At 76.9% G+C, this 17,159-nt stretch carries 11 protein-coding genes, 2 tRNA genes, 3 pseudogenes and 1 riboswitch; of the genes and pseudogenes, 9 read left to right on the forward strand and 7 right to left on the reverse strand.

Annotated features, from left to right (window positions below; all coding sequences use genetic code 11):
* Positions 1-74: 74 nt before the first annotated feature.
* The 6 genes from LUW75_RS13215 (at position 75) to LUW75_RS13240 (ending at position 4,791) form a co-directional block, all read left to right on the forward strand.
* Positions 75-425: a metallopeptidase family protein gene (locus LUW75_RS13215; RefSeq protein ID WP_189534212.1), complete on the forward strand. Its 351-nt coding sequence runs from the start codon at positions 75-77 to the stop codon at positions 423-425.
* A 151-nt stretch (positions 426-576) separates the two neighbouring features.
* Complete coding sequence (locus LUW75_RS13220) at positions 577-1,224, forward strand: hypothetical protein (protein ID WP_250337797.1); 648 nt, start codon at positions 577-579, stop codon at positions 1,222-1,224.
* 207 nt (positions 1,225-1,431) lie between these two features.
* Positions 1,432-3,708, forward strand: a complete 2,277-nt coding sequence (locus LUW75_RS13225; RefSeq protein ID WP_250335781.1) for a DEAD/DEAH box helicase — start codon at positions 1,432-1,434, stop codon at positions 3,706-3,708.
* A gap of 154 nt (positions 3,709-3,862) precedes the next feature.
* Positions 3,863-3,938: transfer RNA gene (locus tag LUW75_RS13230), tRNA-Lys, on the forward strand.
* A 295-nt stretch (positions 3,939-4,233) separates the two neighbouring features.
* Positions 4,234-4,590 (forward strand): PRC-barrel domain-containing protein, encoded by a 357-nt coding sequence (locus LUW75_RS13235; protein WP_250335782.1) that lies wholly within the window; start codon positions 4,234-4,236, stop codon positions 4,588-4,590.
* A 30-nt stretch (positions 4,591-4,620) separates the two neighbouring features.
* A complete protein-coding gene (locus LUW75_RS13240) occupies positions 4,621-4,791 on the forward strand; it encodes a hypothetical protein (RefSeq protein ID WP_250335783.1) in 171 nt (56 codons plus the stop codon).
* Between the two features lie 12 nt (positions 4,792-4,803).
* Here the strand turns inward: LUW75_RS13240 and LUW75_RS13245 are convergent, their stop codons facing one another.
* A complete protein-coding gene (locus LUW75_RS13245; RefSeq protein ID WP_250337652.1) occupies positions 4,804-5,292 on the reverse strand; it encodes a DUF5994 family protein in 489 nt (162 codons plus the stop codon).
* 271 nt (positions 5,293-5,563) lie between these two features.
* Here LUW75_RS13245 and LUW75_RS13250 point away from each other — a divergent pair.
* Positions 5,564-5,637, forward strand: a tRNA-Met gene (locus LUW75_RS13250).
* 321 nt (positions 5,638-5,958) lie between these two features.
* Positions 5,959-6,094, forward strand: a riboswitch (cyclic di-AMP (ydaO/yuaA leader).
* 12 nt (positions 6,095-6,106) lie between these two features.
* Positions 6,107-7,173 (forward strand): annotated as a pseudogene (locus LUW75_RS13255) (M23 family metallopeptidase).
* A gap of 359 nt (positions 7,174-7,532) precedes the next feature.
* Here LUW75_RS13255 and LUW75_RS13260 read toward each other — a convergent pair.
* From LUW75_RS13260 to LUW75_RS13275, 4 genes and pseudogenes are all read right to left on the reverse strand, one after another.
* Positions 7,533-8,885, reverse strand: a complete 1,353-nt coding sequence (locus tag LUW75_RS13260; RefSeq protein WP_250335784.1) for a PrsW family intramembrane metalloprotease — start codon at positions 8,883-8,885, stop codon at positions 7,533-7,535.
* Positions 8,886-8,951: 66 nt separating this feature from the next.
* Positions 8,952-9,670 (reverse strand): annotated as a pseudogene (gene trmB, locus LUW75_RS13265) (tRNA (guanosine(46)-N7)-methyltransferase TrmB).
* A 209-nt stretch (positions 9,671-9,879) separates the two neighbouring features.
* Positions 9,880-11,091, reverse strand: a complete 1,212-nt coding sequence (gene lhgO / locus LUW75_RS13270) for an L-2-hydroxyglutarate oxidase (RefSeq protein ID WP_250335785.1) — start codon at positions 11,089-11,091, stop codon at positions 9,880-9,882.
* Between the two features lie 142 nt (positions 11,092-11,233).
* Positions 11,234-12,742, reverse strand: coding sequence for an MFS transporter (locus tag LUW75_RS13275; protein ID WP_250335786.1), 1,509 nt, complete (start codon positions 12,740-12,742; stop codon positions 11,234-11,236).
* 701 nt (positions 12,743-13,443) lie between these two features.
* Here LUW75_RS13275 and LUW75_RS13280 point away from each other — a divergent pair.
* Positions 13,444-15,558: an asparagine synthase-related protein gene (locus LUW75_RS13280; protein ID WP_250335787.1), complete on the forward strand. Its 2,115-nt coding sequence runs from the start codon at positions 13,444-13,446 to the stop codon at positions 15,556-15,558.
* A 260-nt stretch (positions 15,559-15,818) separates the two neighbouring features.
* Here LUW75_RS13280 and LUW75_RS13285 read toward each other — a convergent pair whose 3' ends face one another.
* Together LUW75_RS13285 and LUW75_RS24670 are read right to left on the reverse strand one after the other, a co-directional pair.
* Positions 15,819-16,244, reverse strand: a complete 426-nt coding sequence (locus LUW75_RS13285) for an NPCBM/NEW2 domain-containing protein (RefSeq protein WP_250337653.1) — start codon at positions 16,242-16,244, stop codon at positions 15,819-15,821.
* A 671-nt stretch (positions 16,245-16,915) separates the two neighbouring features.
* Positions 16,916-17,137: pseudogene (locus LUW75_RS24670) on the reverse strand (sigma-70 family RNA polymerase sigma factor); the annotation flags it as partial.
* Positions 17,138-17,159: the final 22 nt, after the last annotated feature.

A 17,159-nucleotide genomic window follows, 5' to 3' on the forward strand; every position in this document is an offset into this window, starting at 1 on the left:
GGCCGTATGCCCGCGGAGACGCGCGGCCATGCCCGGGCGCGCCCGGTACGCCTCCCATCCACGACAATGGCCGAGTGCTGGAGATGACGCGCGAGGAGTTCGAGGAACTGGTGGCCGAGGCGCTCGACCGGATCCCGCCGGAGCTCACCCGGCTGATGGACAACGTCGCCGTGTTCGTGGAGGACGAGCCGCCCGCGGACGACCCCGACCTGCTGGGGTTGTACGAGGGGACCCCGCTCACCGACCGCGGCGAGTGGTACGCGGGCGTGCTGCCCGACCGGATCACCGTCTACCGCGGGCCGACGCTGCGGATGTGCGAGTCCCGTGAGGACGTGGTCGCCGAGACGGAGATCACCGTCGTGCACGAGATCGCCCATCACTTCGGCATCGACGACGCGCGGCTGCACGAACTGGGGTACGGCTGACCGGTGCGCCGCCGGGGCGTGTCCCCCGCGGGGGGGGGGGAGTTGGGCAGGGGGACCCCGCCCGTCCCCGGGGCTCCCGTCCCGGCCCCGGGGATCCCTCCCCGGACCCCGCGTCCCGGTCCGGGAGTCCCGCCCGCCTTGGAGGTGCCCCGTGCGCCAGCTGCCCGCACCCGTCCGATGGGCCGTCACCGCGGTGGCGGTCGTGGCCTCCGCCGGTTCCGCCGGCGGTTGCATGAGCGTGTCCGACGACAGCGTCGAGCCGGTGGCGAGCAAGGCGGCGGTCCCCTCCGGGACGGCGGCGGCCGGGGAGGAGGCCGGGATGGCGGCGTCCGGCGGCGGACACGAGCCGCGCGGCGCGGGGGGCGCGGGCGGGGCCGCCGCGGGCGGCGCCGAGCCGCGGGCGGTGCCCTCCGTCCCCGCCGCGCCGCGCCCGTCGCCCGGCCGGGGCGGCGGGGACGGCGGGGACGGCGGAGGCGCGGGGCACGGCGGGAGGCCCTCGCCCGGTGCCCGCCCCGGCGGCGGGACGGGCGGCCCCGGGGGCGGCCCCGGCGGCGGGACGGGCGGTCAGGACGACGGCACGGGGCCCGGCCGGCCGTCCCCGTCGCCCTCCGCGCCCGACACCCCGCCCGAGCCGACCCACCCGGCGCCGCCGCAGCAGAGCGAGCCGCCGACGGCCGGGCCGACCGACCCGCCGTCCGAGTCACCCCCCGCCGACTCCCGGATCGACGCGATGCGCGACCGCCACCTGCCCGGCCACTGGCTTGAACCGACCGCATCGCCGCAGGTCACGTCCGTGTGACGTGATCGGCTTGCACGGAGCGGGGGAGGGTGCGTATGGTAGTAGATCGTTTGATCCCATTTGCCCGGCGCCATGACCGAAGCGCGCCGCGTGTGGCGCGTACTCTCCCTTGCCGTGGCTGACCGCATCGAGGCGGTCGATTTGCTAAGCAGCGAAACACGGAGTTGACGGGCGCGTGCCGAGACTCCGGAAGGTTTCGCATTTCGCATGTCCATTTCCAGCACTGACACCGTTCTGAACGAGAACGCCGAGATCCCCGCGACGGCCACGACCGACGAGCAGGCCCCCGCCGCCGTCGAGGCCCCCGCCGACATCGACGCCGACGCCCCCCGCGCCGGGGACGAGGCACCCGAGGCGGAGGCCCCCGAGGCCGGCGCCGAGGCCACCGTCACCTTCGCGGACCTCGGGCTTCCCGAGGGCGTCGTCCGCAAGCTCGCCCAGAACGGCGTCACCGTCCCGTTCCCGATCCAGGCCGCGACCATCCCGGACGCCCTGGCCGGCAAGGACATCCTCGGCCGAGGCCGCACCGGCTCCGGCAAGACCCTCTCCTTCGGCCTGCCGCTGCTCGCCACGCTGGCCGGCGGCCACACCGAGAGGAAGAAGCCCCGGGGCGTCATCCTCACCCCGACCCGCGAGCTCGCGATGCAGGTCGCGGACGCCCTCCAGCCGTACGGCGACGTGCTCGGCCTGAAGATGAAGGTCGTCTGCGGCGGCACGTCGATGGGCAACCAGATCTACGCCCTGGAGCGCGGCGTCGACGTCCTCGTCGCCACGCCGGGCCGGCTGCGCGACGTCATCAACCGCGGCGCCTGCTCGCTGGAGCAGGTCCGGGTCGCCGTACTCGACGAGGCCGACCAGATGGCCGACCTGGGCTTCCTGCCCGAGGTCACCGAGCTCCTCGACCAGGTCCCGGCCGGCGGCCAGCGCATGCTCTTCTCCGCGACCATGGAGAACGAGATCGCCACGCTCGTCAAGCGCTACCTGAACGACCCGGTCAACCACGAGGTCGACAGCGCCCAGGGCAACGTCACGACCATGAGCCACCACGTCCTCGTGGTGAAGCCGAAGGACAAGGCGCCGGTCACCGCCGCGATCGCCGCCCGGAAGGGCCGCACGATCATCTTCGTCCGCACCCAGCTGGGCGCCGACCGCGTCGCCGAGCAGCTGCGCGACGCCGGTGTGAAGGCCGACGCGCTGCACGGCGGCATGACGCAGGGCGCCCGCACGCGGACGCTGGCCGACTTCAAGGACGGGTACGTGAACGTCCTCGTCGCCACGGACGTCGCCGCGCGCGGCATCCACGTCGACGGCATCGACCTGGTGCTGAACGTCGACCCGGCCGGCGACCACAAGGACTACCTGCACCGTTCGGGCCGTACGGCGCGCGCCGGGCGCTCCGGCGTCGTGGTCTCCCTGGCGCTGCCGCACCAGCGCCGCCAGATCTTCCGCCTCATGGAGGACGCGGGCGTCGACGCCTCCCGCCACATCATCGGCCAGGGCGGCGCCTTCGAACCGGAGGTCGCCGAGATCACCGGTGCCCGGTCGCTGACGGAGGTGCAGGCCGACTCGGCCGGCAACGCCGCCAAGCAGGCCGAGCGCGAGGTCGCCGAACTGGCCAAGCAGCTGGAGCGCATGCAGCGGCGTGCCGCGGAGCTCCGCGAGGAGGCCGACCGGCTGATCGCCCGTGCGGCGCGCGAGCGGGGCGAGGACCCGGAGAAGGCCGTGACGGAGGCCGCGGAGGCGGCCGCCGCGGAGACGGCCCCGGCCGTCGAGGCCGAGGCGTCCGTCCCCGCCCAGCGGGAGGACCGTCCGTCGTCGTACGAGCGCCGTGGCGAGCGTCCGTCGTTCCACCGCGACCGTCGTGACGAGCGGGGTGACCGCCGTGACGACCGGGGTGGCGACCGGGGCGGCTCCCGCCGCGACGAGCGCCCGTCGTCGTACGAGCGCCGCGACGAGCGCCCCTCGTTCCACCGCGACCGCCGCGATGACCGGGGTGACCGTCGTGACGAGCGGGGTGGCGACCGGGGTGGCTTCCGCCGTGACGAGCGTCCGTCGTTCAACCGCGACCGTCGTGACGAGCGGGGTGGCGACCGGGGCGGTTTCCGCCGTGACGAGCGTCCGTCGTTCAACCGCGACCGTCGTGACGAGCGGGGTGGCGACCGGGGCGGTTTCCGCCGCGACGAGCGCCCCTCGTTCCACCGCGACCGCCGTGACGAGCGTCCGTCGTCGCACGAACGCCGTGACGAGCGTCCGTCGTTCAACCGCGATGGCCGTGACGAGCGGGGTGGCGACCGGGGCGGTTTCCGCCGCGCCGACCGCCCGTTCAACCGCGACCGCCGCGACGACCGCCCGGCCGGCGGCCACCGCGCGGGCGGCCACGACCGTCCGTACGGCCGCCGCGACGACCGCCCCGCGGGCGGCCACCGGGGCTCCGGCTCCTTCGGCCGACGCGACGACAAGCCGCGCTGGAAGCGCAACGGCTGACGCTCCGTAGGTCCCCTCGGACGGGCCCGCACGCGACCTCCGGGCGCCGCGTGCGGGCCCGCCCGCCTTCCGGGACGGACCGGAAGCGGGTGTTGTGCCGATACCCGATCGGCTCACGCCCCCGGGCGGGCTATGCTCGGGGACGACCCGTCGAGGGCCCTTAGCTCAATTGGCAGAGCAGCGGACTTTTAATCCGTTGGTTGTGGGTTCGAGTCCCACAGGGCCTACCAGACCGAAAGCCCCGCGGGGCTTCGACCGGCGTTCCACGCCCCGGCCGCCTCCACAGCGGCCGGGGCGCTCGTGCGTCCGGCCCCCTCCCGTGGCCGTGGCGCGGTGCACGGGCGGTCGAACCGGTGTCCGCGTAGAGCCCGGGCCGGCGGGAGGAGCGCCGGCCGGCCGGGTCCGTGTGGCGCCCGGAGGCGGGCCGGGGCAGGCTGGGGGGACGGGGGCGGGCACGGCGCCGTGCCGCTGTCGGCCGGTGGAGCGGCTCCGCCCGGAAGCCCGCCCGACCAGGGAGCGGACCGCATGATCCATCCAGCAGGCGTCAGGGAGTGGCGGCACCAGGACGTCGTGGACCCGAAGGGGCACGAGATCGGTGTGCTGGAGGCGGTCTACGTGAGCACCGCCACGGACGAGCCGGCCATGGCCACCGTCCGCACGGGGCTGCCCACCCGCCGGCGCCCGGTGTTCGTCCCGCTCGACGACGCGACCGTCGGACCGGACTACGTCAGGGTGCCGTACGACGAGGGCACGGTCCGCAAGGCTCCCGCCATCGGGACCGACGACGTGCTCGCCGCCGAGGACGAACAGGCCGTCTTCCACCACTACGGCATGGCCTACCGGCCCGGCGCCGCCGGCGAGCGGCGGCTCGCCCGCCGCTGAACCGTCCCGTCACACGGAGGAGCCCCCGGAATGGCGATCTTCTTGTTCTTCGTCCTCCTGGCCGTCGTGCTCGGCCTCGTCGGCGTCGCTGTCGAGGGCATGACATACCTTCTGGTCGTCGGCGCCGTCGTCCTCGTGGTGGACCTGGTCTTCCTCGGCGCCCACCTCTCCCGGCGCACCGGGAGGCGCTCGGTGCGGTAGGCGTCCCGCGGGTCAGTGCCGCGTCCCCGTCCTCCCACCGGCACCGGTGTCGACGAGGATCTGCCGGGCCTGTGCGACGTTGTCCGCCCGGACGGCCTGCGCCATCGCGGCGCGCGCCGCCTCCAGGGGGGTGTCCGGCGGCACGACGAGCAGCGAGAAGTGGTCCCCCTCGCCACGGGTGATCAGGACGGTGTCGTCACCCACGGGGAACGAGGTGATGTGCACCACCCGGTCGTCGATGACCAGGCGGACCGGCAGCCCGTCCCAGGCGGCGGCGTCCAGACCGACGCGGGCGATCGGCCCCAGGTGCTCGGCCAGGGCGCTGATCAGGGCGGGCAGCTCCTCCGTGATGTCACGGGAGCGCGGCCACCACGCTCCGTCGAGGACGCCTTCGCGGGAGCCCGTCGTCTCCAGCCGCAGGAGCGCCGTGCCGGGTCCCACCGCCTCGTGACCGGTGTACGGGAGGTGCCCGGGGGCGGTGGGTGTGTCGAAGTCGGCCATGCTGATGTCCGCCTGTCTGCGGGATCCGGTCCCCGTGGCGAACCGGACGTTCACCTTCCTCCCACCGTACTCCGCTCCGCGGGCCCGGTCGCCCGTCCGCCCGGCCACCCGGGGCCGGGCGGACGGGCGGGGGGCCGCCCCGGAGGTCCGGTGCGCCCGGGGGGAAAGGAGGCCGGAGCCCCCCGGAGGGGCTCGTCGAGCGCCTCCCGGCCGGTGGGACGGGGAATTGGTAAACGGTCTCTCCGGGATGGCGTAAGGTGGTGTTCACCGACGCGGGGTGGAGCAGCTCGGTAGCTCGCTGGGCTCATAACCCAGAGGTCGCAGGTTCAAATCCTGTCCCCGCTACTGAAACCGAGGGCCCGGTGCACAGCACCGGGCCCTCGGCGTGTCGACGCGGCGGTGCGTTCGGCCCGATATGTACGGTGTGTCACCGCAAGGCCGCGCTGTGCCACGTCGATTGACGCACCGTCAGGAGAACGGCGGGGGCTTTTCGGAAGTCGTGCTCCGCGAGGGTTGGTTCTTTTGCCGCCGGTTGTCCTTCTACGGGGCTTTGTTCCGGTGTGAATCGGGTCAGTTGCCCGAAGGAACGGCTTGGAATGCGGACCTCGCTTCTATTAACGTTCGATAACGCAGCGCGGTCGCGTCAGCCGCCGCAAGAGGTGGCACCGTGCGCATGCGCCGAATCCCGCGAGGGAACCGGGGAACCACCGCACCTGGGGTGAATCGGGCCTTCACCGGCTCGTAGGAGACCTTCCTGCTCCGAACCCGTCAGCTAACCCGGTAGGCGGAGAAGGAAGGAAAGGAGCGCGCCCCCGTGGCGTCCAACAAGCCTGCCTCCGAGGCCCCCTTCGGCCCGTACGGCACGATCGGTCACCCCACCGCTCCGGGAACCCCGGGCACCGCCGCGCCCGCGGCCGCCTCGGAGTGGAACCCGACCGAGGACACCGTCCGCCCCGTCCGGGGACGGCACCGCGTGGTCAAGCAGCGCGGCGGCCTCGCCCGCAGCTCCACCGTCCTCGGGGTCGGCGTCATCGCCGCCGTCGGTGCGGGCGGCATGGCCACCGCGCACGACAAGCCCCGCGTCGCGATCTCCCTCCCGGACGTGGGCCTCCCCGACGCCTCCTCGCTCCCCGGCGTCGGCGCGCTCGTCGACGGCGACGCGGACGACGCGCCCGACGAGGCCCCGGCCCCCGCCGGTCCCACCGTGCTCACGCCGTCCCCGGGAACGGCCCCGCCGGTGCCGACGCGGGCGAGACACTGCGGGCGCGCATCCTCCAGCAGGCCGAGCAGCAGCAGGCGTCCGCCGAGGCCGTGGTCCGCGCCGCCGCCGAGGAGGAGGCCGCGGAGGAGGCCGCGGAGAAGGCCGCCGCCCGGCAGGCCGCCGCCGCGGCCGAGGCGAAGGCCGCGGCGGCGGAGCGCAGGCGGGCCGAGGCGGAGGCCGCCGCGAAGGCCGAGGCCGGGCGCCTGGCCGAACTCGCCGCGAGCTACGCCCTGCCGACCTCCTCCTACACGATCACCTCCACGTACGGCCAGGCCGGCTCCATGTGGTCCTCCGGCTACCACACCGGCCTCGACCTGGCCGCCCCCACCGGCACCCCGGCCAACGCCGTCCACAGCGGCACCGTCAAGTCGGCCGGCTGGTCCGGCGCGTACGGCTACCGCGTCGTGCTGGAGCTGGAGGACGGCACCGAGGTCTGGTACTGCCACCTCTCCTCGATGACCGTCGGCGCCGGGCAGACCGTCGGCACCGGCGACACGATCGGCCGCGTCGGCGCCACCGGCAACGTCACCGGACCGCACCTCCACCTGGAGGTCCACACCGCCTCCGGTGACGGCGTCGACCCGCTGGCCTGGCTGCGCGGCAAGGGCCTCACCGTCTGACGCCCGGCGGCGCCCCGTCCGCCCCGGGCGAGTCCCGGCGCGCCTCACAGCGGGGCCGGACCCGGGGCGCTCCCCGGCGACGGTTCCCCGTGGTCCCGCAGGACCCTCCGGTTCTGGGGACGCCCTCCGGCACCGGTGGCGGGCCCCCGCCCGGGGCACCGATCCGCCCTTCCGGCCGTCCGCGGTCCGGCGCCCGCACCCTTCCGGCGGCCCCCGGGCACCGGACCGCGGTCCTCCGGCCGTCCGCGGTCCGGTATCCGCGGCCTCCCGGCCGTCCGGTGCCCGCCGCCCGCGGGCGGCCCGCCCGGACGGCCGGTGCCGGGGGCCGGGCGGCGCGGCCCGCCCGGCCCCGCACCGTCTCACCGGCGGTACGGGTTGTAGCCCGCGTAGTCGCGGTGCGGCGGCGGCGTCCACGCCCGGCCCGTCGCGCGCGCGGCGAACGTCAGGGCCGGGGCGGCCACCTCCTTCCGCTGCCACATGTGGTGCAGCAGCTCCTGCTCCCGCGCCGTGAAGTCCCGGTCGGCCGACCCCCGCCGCGCCCGGTGCCGCAGGAACGCCAGGGAGGTCGCGAACGCCTCGTACTCGCCCACCGACCGCGCCGCCGCCGGGCCGAACGCGCGCGCCGCGTAGGACCGCGCCAGGCTCCGCGCCCGCATCGACGACAGCGCGAGCGGCTCGTCCGCGGACAGCCAGCCGGCCGCGGCGTACGCGGGCAGCTCGCCGCACACCGTCCGCAGCTCCCGCTGGCGCGTCCACACCACCAGCCACGTCAGCAGCCCCAGCGCCGGCAGCATGAACGCCCCGTACACGAGGATGAACCCCCACGGCCCGAACGCCGTCGAGCCGTTCCACAGCGCGTGCACCCCCATCGCCAGGAACAGCCCCAGCAGCGGCAGCGACGTCCGCAGCACCACGCGCCGGCGCGCCGTCGCCGCGGCGACGCCGAAGCCGATGCCGGTGAACACCGTGAACAGCGGATGCGCGAACGGCGACATCACGATCCGCACGAAGAACGTCACCGCCGTGACCGACTCGAAGCCCGACGTACCGAACTCCTGGTCCTCACCGAAGGCGCTGCCCAGGTACAGGATGTTCTCGGTGAACGCGAAGCCCGTCGCCGTGAACCCGGCGACGACCACGCCGTCGACCAGCCCCGTGAACTCCCGCCTGCGGAAGAGGAAGATCAGCAGGATCGCGGTGGCCTTCGCGCTCTCCTCCACGACGGGGGCGACGACGGTCGCGCCGAGCGTGTCCGCCGCCGCCGGGTCCGCCGTCGCCACGGCTATCCAGCGCGTCGCGAAGGTGTTGGCGAGGATCGCGACGAGCGCCGCCGCGAACGCCCCCCAGGCGAAGGCGAACAGCAGGTTCCTCCACGGGCCCGGATCCACCCCGTCCAGCCAGCGGAACGCCGCCGCCAGCAGCGGTACGGGCAGCAACGCCAGCCCGAGGCCGACCAGGAAGCCCGTCGTGCCCGTCTGCTCCCGCACCAGCGCCAGGATCACCAGGGCGCACAGCGCGAGCACCAGGCTCACCGCCGACAGGCGGACCGCCCTGCTCCGCCAGAACGCGCCCCGCGGCTTGTACCGCCAGCGGGACCGGTCCGGCAGGGCGTCGAACGACGGCCGCGGATGGTACGCCGGGATGGCCGGCTGGGCGGGGCCGGCCGGCGGAGGGGTCCGCGGTGCGAAGCGGGGCGCGTGCGAATCTGACACCCGGTCGACCCTAGACGGCCGCACCGACACTCCGCGAGCGCGTTGCGGACGGCCGCGGCCGGGCCGTCACCTCCGGGCGAACAGCAGGTCGTGGACGACGTGCCCCTTCTCCAGGCCCTGCCCCTCGAACCGCGTCAGCGGCCGGAAGTCGGGCCGCGGGGCGTACCCCCGCCGGGCGCCGTGTTCACGAAGTCCGGGTGGGCCGTCAGCACCTCCAGCATCCGCTCCGCGTACGGCTCCCAGTCCGTCGCGCAGTGCAGGACCGCTCCCGGCCTCATCCGGGTCGCGACGAGGTCCAGGAAGGCGGGCTGGATCAGCCGCCGCTTGTGGTGGCGCTTCTTCGGCCACGGATCGGGGAAGTACACCCGGACGCCGGCGAGCGCGGCGGGCGGCAGCATCTCGCGGAGCAGGATGATCGCGTCGCCGTTCGCGACGCGGACGTTGGTGAGGCCGTTCCGCTCGACGAGGGCCAGCAGGTTGCCCTGGCCCGGCGTGTGGACGTCCACGGCGAGGACACCGGTCGACGGGTCGGCGGCGGCCATCCGCGCGGTGGCCTCGCCCATGCCGAAACCGATCTCCAGGACGACCGGCAGCCCGCCGAACACCTCGTCCGGGTCGAGGACGCGCCGCCCGTCGACGTCCAGCCCCCAGACGGGCCACAGGCGGCGCAGCGCGCCGGCCTGGCCCGCGGTGACGCGGCTGCGGCGCGGCTGGAAGCTGCGGATGCGGCGCTCGAAGTGCGAACCGGCGGGGTCGGGCGCGGGTCCGTTCCCGTCGGGGAACATCCGGCTGCCGCGGCGCGACGCGGGCACGCCGGAGACCCCGCCGGAGACGGGCGCGGGGCCGCCGGGCGCCCCGGGCGCGGACGCCGGGGGCGCGGCCGCGGGCGCTTCCGGGGCGCCGGGCCCGGCGGGGGCGGGGTTCGTGGGGTGCGTGCTCGACGCGGTCTTCTCGGACACAGTGCCCTCGATTCTACGAACCCTCCCCGCGTTCCCTACCCGGCCAGGTGCGCCAGGGCCCGCCGGGCCACCTCCCGCCCGATCGGCAGGGACGCCGTCGCCGCGGGCGAGGGGGCGTTCAGCACGTGCACCGTGCGCGGCGCCTCCCGGATCAGGAAGTCGTCCACCGGCGTCCCGTCCCGCAGCACCGCCTGCGCCCGCACGCCCGCCGGGGCCGGCCGCAGGTCGGCGGCGGTCACCGCGGGCAGCAGCCGCCGCACCGCCTCCGTGAAGGCCGCCTTCGACAGCGACCTGCGCAGCTCGCCCGCCCCGTACCGCCAGTGCCGCCGGGCCATCGCCCACGTACCGGGCCAGGCCAGCGTCCCGGCCAGCTCCCCGGGGCGCACGACGAGCCGGCCGTACCCCTCGCGGGCCAGCGCGGGCACCGCGTTCGGCCCGACGTGGACGCCCCCGCGGACGCCGCGCGTCAGGTGCACCCCGAGGAACGGGAACGCCGGGTCCGGCACCGGGTACACCAGGCCCCGCACCAGCTCCGGCCGGGCCAGCGCGTAGTACTCGCCCCGGAACGGCACGATCCGCACGCCCGGCTCGTCCCCCGCGAGCCGCGCCACCGCGTCGCAGTGCAGGCCCGCGCAGTTCACCAGCGCCCGCGCGCGCACCACGGAGCCGTCCGCCGTGCGCACCGCCACGCCCCGGGAACGCCGGTCGACGGCGGTGACCCGCGCCCCGTACCGCACCCGGGCGCCGGACTCCGCGGCGAGCCGCGCCGCCACCGCGCCGTAGTCGCAGATCCCCGTCGTGCCGACGTGCAGGGCGGCGACGCCCCGCACGTCCGGCTCGTACGCGCCGATCTGGGCCGGCCCCAGCTCGCGCACCGGGATGCCGTTCTCCCGGCCGCGCTGGGCCAGGGCGTGCAACCGGGGCAGCTCGGAGCGGTCCGTGGCGACGATCAGCTTGCCGGTGACCTCGTGGGGCAGCCCGTGCTCGGCGCAGAACTCCGCCATCTCGGCGCCGCCCCGCACCGCGAACCGCGCCTTCAGGGAGCCGGGGCGGTAGTAGACGCCGCTGTGGACGACGCCGCTGTTGCGGCCCGTCTGGTGGCGGGCGGGGCCGGGCTCCTTCTCCAGGACCGTCACACGCGTACCGGGCGCGGCCCGCGACAGCGCGTACGCCGTCGACAGCCCGACGATCCCCGCGCCGACCACCAGGACGTCGCAGTCGAACACGCCGCCGCCGAACCCGGACACCTGTGCCACCTCCCACCCCGATAGTGCACTGGCCCGCCGGCGACGCCGCTAAACCAGCCGCACACGGCGGTGGGAGACGGATCACGCCGGGCGGGCACGCACTCCGCGCCCCGCCCGCGCGGTGAGGGGACCGCGCCGGCCCCTACGCCGGGGCCGTCAGCAGCGGCCGGGCCCGCTCGCGCAGCTCCGCCACGCGCGGCTCGTCGCCGTACGGCTCCAGGCGGTGCAGCAGGTCCCGCACGTACTCCGTGGTGCGGGCCGACGAGATGCGCCCGGCCACCTCCACCGCGCGGGTGCCGGCCGCGCAGGCGGCGTCGAGGTTCCCCGACTCCAGTTCCGCCACCGCGCTGACGACCAGCCGCAACCCGTGGGACCGCACGTACTCCTCCGTCGGGCTCGACAGCGCCTGCTCGGTGAACCTGCGCACCTGGTGCGGCGCCTTCAGGTCGCGGTAGCACTCGGCGGCGTCGGCGGCGAACCGGTCGTACGTGTAGAAGCCCAGCCACGAGGGGTCGGCGTCGCCCTCCCGCGACCGCTCCAGCCACCCCTCGGCCGCCTTCAGCGCCGTCCCGGCGGCCGCCGCGTCCCCCGCCTTGGCGTGGGCGCGGGCCTCGACGAGGCGGAAGAACGACATGGTGCGCGCCGTGGCCAGGCCGCGGTTGCGCTCCACGGCCGCCTGGGCCAGGTCCACGCCCTCGTCGGCGAAGCCCCGGTAGGTGGCCTGCAGCGACATCGACGCCAGGACGTACCCGCCGAGCGGCACGTCCGCCGCCGCGCGCGCGAGGCGCAGCGCCTGGATGTAGTACCGCTGGGCGGCCTCCTGCTGACCCGTGTCGAAGGCCATCCACCCGGCCAGCCGGGTCAGCTCGGCGGTCGCGCCGAACAGGGCCCGGCCGACCTCGTCCGAGTACGAGCCCAGGAGCAGCGGCGCCGCGTCCATGCGCAGGCACTCGGGCACCATCGACGAACGCCAGTCGCCGCCGCCGTACTTGGAGTCCCAGCGGCGGGCGTCCTCGGCGGCCTCCCGGAGCTTCGCCACGTCGCTGTGGCCCACGCGCGCGGGCACGCCCTCCGCGGGGGGCTCCTCGACCGCCGCGACGGGCGCCGCGCCGGCCCGCGCGCCCGGAACGGCACCGCGCGCCGGACCGCCCGAGCCGCTCTCCGCGGGCGGCACCCTCCGCTCCACGGACGGGTCGGCCGGCGTGATCAACCACCGCGACACCGGCACCGCGTACGCGCTCACCGCGAAGGAGCCGGCCAGGGACTGCCAGATGCCGCCCGCGCCCGCGCGGCGCCCCGCCAGGTCCAGCCGGTACAGCTCCGTCGCCGACCTCACCGCCTCGCCCACGTCCCGCGGGAACGCCAGCCCCACCTCGGGCGCCGGGTCGGCGTCGGCCAGGCCTATCTCGTGCAGCGGCACCGGCCGCCCGAGCTTCTGCCCGATCGCGGCGGCTATGAGGTGGGGCGCGGCCCCCTGCGGGATCATGCCCTTCGACACCCAGCGGGCCACCGACGTCTTGTCGTAGCGCAGGGTCAGGCCGCGCTGCGCCCCCAGGTCGTTGACGCGTCGGGCCAGCCCGGCGTTGCTGATCCCGGCGAGGGCGAGAACGGTGCCGAGCTTCTCGTTCGGTCCACGTAACTCTCTGGACATGCGCCACCCCTCGACACCCAGACGGCTGCCGCGCCGCCGGTCGGGGCGCGCGGCATTCGTCAACCCAGCGTAGTTCGCCGCATCCCCACCGTTAAGGGGTGGCGTTCCCTCTGGCGGGATTGTTGTGCGTGCGGGAATCCGGCGCGCCGGGCCCTCCGCCGCCGTGCCCCCGGTGTGTGGCCGTGCGCCCGCCCGTGCGCTCTGGCCGGTGCCGCGGGGGAGGGATTGCATGGTGCCGCGTGGGTCGGCCCGCTGGCGGGAACCAGTGGGCCGGGGGGACACCGCCGTCTCATTCCCCGCGGGCGGCGGCCGGTCCGGGGGGCGAGCGGCGCCCTCCGGGCCGCACGCGCGGACCCCGGGTGAGGCCGGAGCGCCCGATGGGTGTTCCGGCTGGGCGGAGCGCGGAGAATGGCCGAATAACGCCTGCGGTTCGACCGGTCCGGTCCCTCGTCGCCCCCTCGGTACGGCCGGCCCGCCGGGTGCGGGAGCGGGCCGGCCGGCCGTGCGCGCGCACCGCCCCCTCGCTCCGCCAACCGCCAAGGGCGCGTTCCCTTTGCGTACGCGCCGCCCCGGCGGCCTCCCGCGCGCCGCTGCCGTGGCAGCATGTCCCCGTCGGCTCCCCCGTCGCACCAGCCGCCGCCGCGGCGCGCGCCGGACGGGCCGCGAGTGGCTGAAGGTGCCCACGGGCTGTGGAGGCGGCGATGCGCTGGCTGGTCGGGTGGAGCAGTGCCGCCGCGAGCTTCGGCACGAGGGGCGCGGCCGTCCCCGCCGAGGACGGCGCCGCCGTGCAGCCGGTCGGCGGGCAGCTTTTGTGGGACGGCCCGGACCCCCTGTGGGCCGTCGGCGACTGGCGCCCCGACGAGGTGCGCCTCGTCAGTGCCGCCCCCGACGTCCGCCTCGCCGTCCTCGGCTGCTGCGCCGCCTCCGACGACGAGCTGAGAGTCGGCCTGTTCGCCGCGCGCGGCGGCGCGCTGCGCCACCTCACCGCCTGGCACGGCAGTTACACCGCCGTCGTCCGGACCGGCCGCCGCGTCACCGTCGCCTCCGACCTCGCCGGCGCCCGCCCCGTCTTCCACACCCCCTGGGCCGACGGCACCGCCTACGCGACCGCCGCACTGCCCCTCGCCGACCTCGTCGAGGCGCAGCTCGACATCGGGCACCTCGCCGCGCTCCTCGCCTGCCCCGAGACCCCCGAGGCGCTGCGCGACTCCACCCCGTACGCGGGCGTGAAACGCGTCCCGCCCGGCCACGCCCTCGTCCTGCGGGAGGGCTCCCGGGAGATCACCGGGTACGAACCCGTCGCCTCCCTCGCCGTCGCCGCGCCCCGGCACGACCCGGACCACGCCGTCGAGGGCGTACGGGACGCCCTCGTCGAAGCCGTGCGCGCCCGACTCACCGCCCCCCGCCACGCCCCCGCCGCCCCGCCGCCCGACCCCGGACCGGTCCCCGGCATGGGCCCCGCCGACCGGCGCGCCGCCCGCGGTGAGACGCTCGCGCCCGGGATCGGCGCCGACCTGTCCGGCGGCAGCGCCTCCAGCACCCTCGCCCTCCTCGCCGCGGGCCTCCCCGGCGTACCCGGCACCATCACCGGGCACGGCGGCGCGGGCGCCGGCGAACGCCTCCTCGCCGTCACCTTCAACGACCTCGCCGCGAGCGCCCGCGAACCGGCCCACACCGCCGAGCTGGAACGCGCCCGCGCCCTCGCGGAGGATCCCCGCCTCCACCACGTCGTCGTCGCCGCGGCCGAGGAGGCCCTGCCCTACGCCGACCTCGACGTGCCGCTCACCGACGAACCGGGCCCCGCCCTGGTCGCCGCCGCCCGCCACCGCCGACGCCTCGCCGCGGGCAGCGCCGACCACTTCACCGGCCACGGCGCCCGCCAGGTGCTCGACGCCCACCCGGCCCGCCTCGCCGACCTGCTGATGGACCGCCGCCGCCGCCACCTGCTCCGCCCCGTCACCGCCCTCGCCCGCGCGACCGGGTCGACGGCCGGCTCCCTCCTCGTCCCGATCACCGTCTACCGGGCCGCCAGCCGCCTCGCCCGCACCTCCTACCGCGCCGGGCTGGAGGCCGCCGCCGACCGCCTCCTCGACGCCAACCGCGGCCTCGCCACCGGTACCGCCCCCGGCCCGCTCGACGCGTCCCTCGCCGCCCTCGCCTGGTCGCGGCCCGGCCCCGCCGCCCGCTGGCTCACCGGGGAGGCACTCGCGGAAGTATCGGTTCGCCTCCACCAGGCCGCCACCCGCCCCGCCTCCGTCCAACGGCCCGGCGAGGCCCGCGCCCGCGCGGCCCTGGCCCGGTACGCCGCCGACCACCGCGTCCTCGAGCAGGCGGCCGAGGTCCGCAGCCAGCGCCTGCACGCCCCGTTCCTCGACAACCAGGTCGTACGGGCCTGCCGCGACCTGCCCGAGTCGCTGCGGGTACGGCCCGGCGCCCGCGCCGACGTCCTGCGCGCCGTACTCGCCGGCACCGGCATCCACGACCTGCCGCCCGGCTGGGGCGCCCCCACCCGCGCCCCCTCCCCGGCCGCCGTCCGGGCCGGGCTGCGCCTCGCCCTGCCGCGGCTGCTCGCCCTGTTCGAAGCACCGCTCCTCGCGGACGCCGGGCTCGTCGAGGCGCGCGTCGTCCGCACGGCCCTGCGCGCCGCCGCCGACGGCGAACCCGTCCCCCTGGACGGCATCGCGGACCTGGTCTCCACCGAACTGTGGCTCCACCGCCTGCTGATGCGCCGCGGCACCTGCTGGTCCGGCACGGCCGCGCCCCGCCGCCGCGCCGTCGCCGCGGGCGTACCGTCCCGGCCCACCCTCCGCTCCTGACCGGCGGGCCCGGCCGGCCCGTCGAGGGCGCCCGCGGGGAGGGCCTCCGCGCCGGCCGCGCCCCGGTGCCGCCACCGGGACCGCCGCTGGGCTGTCCGGACGCCGTCGCCGACGCCGGGGGCGCGTTCGGGTGTCGGGGCTGTTGCCGGGGTGTGTTCGAGCGCCGGGGCCGGGGCGTGCCCGGGTGCCGCCTCCGCGGTCCCCGGCCCCGGCCCGCCGCACCGGTGGAACCGTGCCGCCCGCCGGCCCCGCGGCGCGCGTCAGCCGCCCGCGCAGTCGATGCGGGCCTCCGCCCAGACCGCCGGCACCAGCGCGCCGGACGGCCGGGACGCCTCCGCCACCAGGCGGATCGCGGAGCGGCCGGTGACGTCCACGCGGACCGGCACCGCGGAGTCGCGGCCCTCGACGACGGGCGACCGCCACAGCCGCACCCCGTCCGCCCACACGGAGAAGCGCGCCGCACCGAGTCCCCCCGACACGTCGTCGATCCCGGCGAGCGCCCGGTACGTGGAGCACTCCCGGTTCAGGTCGATGGTCACCGAGGACCTCGAGTGCACGGTGATGCCGTGCCCGTACGTCGTGCCGCCGACGGTCGGCCCGTGCCGCCGCCACACCCAGCCGGACCCGCCGAGCCGCAGTTCGGGCCCGGTGTGGTCGCCGAACACGTCGTACTCCAGCCGCGCCACCCGGTACGTGACCGGCTCGGGTGCCGGCGCCGGTTCGGGCGCCGGAGTCCGGACGGGCGGCGGAACCGGGGCGGGGGCGGGATCCGGAACCGGTGCCGGCACGGAGGCAGGTGACGCCTTCGCGGGGGCCGGCGCGGGCACGGGCCCCGCCGCGTCCGCCCCCGCCCTCGCCGGGACCGCGGCACGCACGGGCGCGGGGACGGGGACGGGGAGCGGTTCCGTTCCCGGGACCGACGCCGGCACGGGACCCGTCCGCGGCGGAGGGGGCGGCTGGGGCGCGGACGACCACGGCTGCGGTTCCACCGGAGGGGACACGACGGACCGCGCGGCCGGTGGACGGGCCCCCGGTCCCGGTACGGGGCCGAGGCCCCTCGCCAGCACCCACCCCAGGCCGGCCGCCGCGACGGCCAGCAACACCACCGCGAGCCCCGCCCTCGCCGGCGCCCCTCCCGGGGCGGCGGTGCCCGGGGTGACCGGCGCGCCCGCGCCCGCCGGACCGGCGGCGCCCCCGGAAACGGCTCCCCCGTCCTGAAGGAGTACCCGGCGGCGATCCAGCCGACGACCGCGACCGGCAGCAGCACGGGGAGGCCGCCGTCGGCCCGCGCCAGCTCCCCGACCGCCGAGCGGCACCCCGCGCAGCCCTCCAGGTGCCCGCGCAGTCCCCGCCCGGCCCGGCCCGGCAGCCCACCGCGCGCGTACGCGCCGAGCCGGTCGGCGTACCGGGCGCAGACGCCGCCCGCCGCCAGAGCCCGGTCGACGTGCGCCTGGAGGCACGCCCGCCCGAACCCCTCGCGGGCCCGGTCCGCCAGAGCGGCCGCGGCACCGGCGGTCAGCCCGAACAGCGGCGCGACCTCGTGCGGCGACTCCTCCTCGACGACCGTGTGCCACAACATCGCCTGCCACCGCTCCGGCAGC

The sequence above is a fragment of the Streptomyces sp. MRC013 genome (assembly GCF_023614235.1).
Lineage (GTDB): Bacteria > Actinomycetota > Actinomycetes > Streptomycetales > Streptomycetaceae > Streptomyces.

Bases quoted from the DNA above. Each gene is read 5' to 3' on its own strand.
- LUW75_RS13225 (WP_250335781.1), top strand. From the start codon at position 1,432: ATGTCCATTTCCAGCACTGACACCGTTCTGAACGAGAACGCCGAGATC.
- LUW75_RS13235 (WP_250335782.1), top strand. From the start codon at position 4,234: ATGATCCATCCAGCAGGCGTCAGGGAGTGGCGGCACCAGGACGTCGTG.
- LUW75_RS13240 (WP_250335783.1), top strand. From the start codon at position 4,621: ATGGCGATCTTCTTGTTCTTCGTCCTCCTGGCCGTCGTGCTCGGCCTC.
- LUW75_RS13245 (WP_250337652.1), bottom strand. From the start codon at position 5,292: ATGGCCGACTTCGACACACCCACCGCCCCCGGGCACCTCCCGTACACC.
- LUW75_RS13275 (WP_250335786.1), bottom strand. From the start codon at position 12,742: ATGTCCAGAGAGTTACGTGGACCGAACGAGAAGCTCGGCACCGTTCTC.
- LUW75_RS13280 (WP_250335787.1), top strand. From the start codon at position 13,444: ATGCGCTGGCTGGTCGGGTGGAGCAGTGCCGCCGCGAGCTTCGGCACG.